Raw genomic sequence first — 2,559 nt, 5'->3', positions numbered from 1 at the left:
GTACGCATCCGCTAGCTGGCGCGGAGCTGAAGTCAGGCAGCGATTTCCGGTGTGAGCTGCTGCTGAGCGGCCTTCCAATTCCATGGGAGGAGTTCGTGAAGGCGGCTCTGAGGTATGTCGGCGATCCGGGCGAGGACGTCGGTGAACCAGGCGAGCGGATCGACGTCGTTGAGGCGCGCGGTGCCGAAGAGGCTGAACATCATCGCGGCGCGCTGGCCGCCACGATCAGACCCGACGAACAACCAGGCTTTTCTTCCCCGAGCCACGCTGCGCAGTTCACGCTCGGCGGCGTTGTTGGAGAGGCATATCCGGCCATCGGCGAGGAAGGTGGTGAAGCCGTCCCAGTCGTTCTGGAGGTAGGCGATGGCCTTGGCCACGGCATCGTGACGAGACAGTTTGCTGCGCGTCTCTTGCATCCAGGTCTCGAGTTCGGCAACGATGGGGGCGGATAATTCCTGGCGAACGGTCAGGCGCTCGGCGGCAGGCTTGCCGTTGATGTCGCGCTCGATGGCAAAGAGCCGGTCGATAATCTCGAGCGCTTCACTCGCCAGCGGCGAGACGATCGGCGCGGCGCCCTTCTTCCTGCGTTTGAGTTGCTGCCTAATATCGACGAGCTTGAAGAACTCCCGGCGTGCGTGAACCCAGCAGTTGGCGCGGGTCATGGGTTTGTCCGTCCGGCCTTCCTCGAACAGGGCATTGAAGCCGGCATACCGGTCGACCTGGAGAATCCCGGTATAGCCTGCCAAGTGAGCGCGAGGATGCTCACCTCTGCGATCGCTCGAGTAATAGCATAGCGCCACCGGCGGAGCTGTGCCGCCGAACGGGCGGTCATCGCGCACATAGTCCCATATTCGCGCCACGCTGGTCTTGAGCTTGGCCAGAAGCGGGACGGTGGTATCGTCGGCATGCAGGCGGTCTGCGGCAAGTCCATGAGCTTCCAGCAGCAGGAACAAGGGTTTTACCGCTACGCAGATTGCGCCGATCTGATCGCCAAGGGTCGAGAGGCTCAAGGGGATACCTTCGGCCTCTAGCCTGTCCCGCTGGCTGTTGAGGGGTTGGTGCAGACCGTACTTCTGGAACGCGAGGTTTGCCAGGAAGTGCGGCCCGAACATTCCGCGCGGGGTTACATGGAAAGGCGCGGGTGGCTGGCTAATCTTCTCGCACTGGCGGCAGGAGACCTTCTCGCGCACGGTCTGGATCACCTTGTGCCGGGCCGGAACGCGCTCGAGGGTTTCAGTGACCGCTGCGGGAAGATGGCTCAGATCATCCGAGCCGCAGCACGGGCACAGTTCCGGCGCGGGGATGACGACCTGCTCGCGCGAGAGATCGGCGGGGAAGTCGCGGCGGGTGGATCGCGTGCGGGTGAACGCCTGGACCGTGGTGGTCTTGGCAGCTGCGATCTGGCCGAGCAGTTCGGCCTCGCTGGCATTTGCCTCCAGTTCCTCGAAGGTCAGTTCGAGCTGATCCAGCAGGCGCCGGCTGCGCTCGGAGCGCGCACCATATTTGTCGCGGCGCATCTGCTCGTTCATCAGTTCGAGATGGGTGTTACGGGCCAGCAGGTCGGCATTGATCGCCCAGACTTTGGCGACCTCGGCCTCTGCTACCAGTGCCTGTTCGCGCACGATGGCAAGTTCAGCGCGAAGCTGCACAAGCTCATCGGATGCGTTGCTGGAGACCATGCGCGGATTATAACCCGCAAGTCCTCAAGAACCCAGCATTTACAGCACTTTTGTGCCGGTTCTGCTGCTATTTTGACGCAGGCGGGAATCACCCGACCTGCGTCGGTCGCCAGGTTTCCTGAGGGTTGCGCCAATCCACGCCTTCAAGCAGGCAGGCCATCGCAGAAGCCGAGATCGCGATGGTCCCATCCTTTGCAGATGGCCAGACAAAACGCCCTCTTTCCAGACGTTTTGCATATAACGACATCCCGAGGCCGTCATGCCACAAGATCTTGCAAAGCGACCCGCTTCGCCCCCTGAAGACGTACAGATCGCCGGCATGGACGTCCTTGCTTAGAGATTGCTGAACCTGCAGGGCCAGCGAGCGCATTCCCCGCCGCATATCCGTATGCCCCAGCGCAAGCCACACCCTCACGCCGCTCGGGATCGGGATCATCGGGCCAAGGCCTTGATGACTGCCGCTGCCATGGTCGGCGACGCCGAATTGTAGATGCTCACCCGGACGCCGTGGGAAAGCTCGACCATGATCGCCGGCTGCACGGGCGTGCGCACGGAACTCTTGTCTTCCAGCACGACAGCTTCGATGAAGCCATGTTCTTCCTGCGACGCGACAAGCGCCGCGCTCAGCTTGCGCCGCCAGGTATAGACCAACGCAGTGGAGACGTCGTGCCGCCGGGCAACCTGCGCGACACAGGCGCCCGGCGCAAACGCCTCTTCCAGAATGCGCCGCCGTTCCTCAGCACTCCAGCGACGGCGGCGTTCAGGCCCGCCGAAAACCGTGATCCGTCCCACAAACACCGCTCCTAAGTTCGCAAATAACTGCGACCTTAAGACCGGTCCATCATCCCACCGGCAAGGCGCCGCTCAACGGATGCGTACG

3 protein-coding genes are annotated in these 2,559 nt (G+C 62.6%); all 3 read right to left on the bottom strand.

What is annotated here, in order from left to right; translation table 11 throughout:
• Positions 1–32: 32 nt before the first annotated feature.
• The 3 genes from tnpC to tnpA all read right to left on the bottom strand — a co-directional run bounded on the left by tnpC (position 33) and on the right by tnpA (position 2,471).
• A complete protein-coding gene (gene tnpC / locus GGR40_RS22095) occupies positions 33–1,679 on the bottom strand; it encodes an IS66 family transposase (protein ID WP_429278418.1) in 1,647 nt (548 codons plus the stop codon).
• A gap of 88 nt (positions 1,680–1,767) precedes the next feature.
• On the bottom strand, positions 1,768–2,115 hold the full coding sequence (gene tnpB / locus GGR40_RS22090; protein WP_429278417.1) for an IS66 family insertion sequence element accessory protein TnpB: 348 nt from the start codon (positions 2,113–2,115) through the stop codon (positions 1,768–1,770).
• Positions 2,112–2,471, bottom strand: coding sequence for an IS66-like element accessory protein TnpA (gene tnpA / locus GGR40_RS22085; RefSeq protein ID WP_429278416.1), 360 nt, complete (start codon positions 2,469–2,471; stop codon positions 2,112–2,114). Before tnpA ends, tnpB begins: the two co-directional genes overlap by 4 nt.
• Positions 2,472–2,559 lie beyond the last annotated feature (88 nt).

The sequence above is a fragment of the Novosphingobium gossypii genome, assembly GCF_050433305.1.
In the GTDB taxonomy this organism is placed as follows: Bacteria; Pseudomonadota; Alphaproteobacteria; order Sphingomonadales; family Sphingomonadaceae; genus Novosphingobium; species Novosphingobium gossypii.
Note: the sequence above shows the minus strand (reverse complement) of the source record. Positions and strands in the feature narration are given on the sequence as shown.

What these genes read in the sequence shown, in the direction of transcription:
- tnpB (WP_429278417.1), bottom strand. Translation starts at nt 2,115, where the DNA reads ATGATCCCGATCCCGAGCGGCGTGAGGGTGTGGCTTGCGCTGGGGCAT.
- tnpC (WP_429278418.1), bottom strand. Translation starts at nt 1,679, where the DNA reads ATGGTCTCCAGCAACGCATCCGATGAGCTTGTGCAGCTTCGCGCTGAA.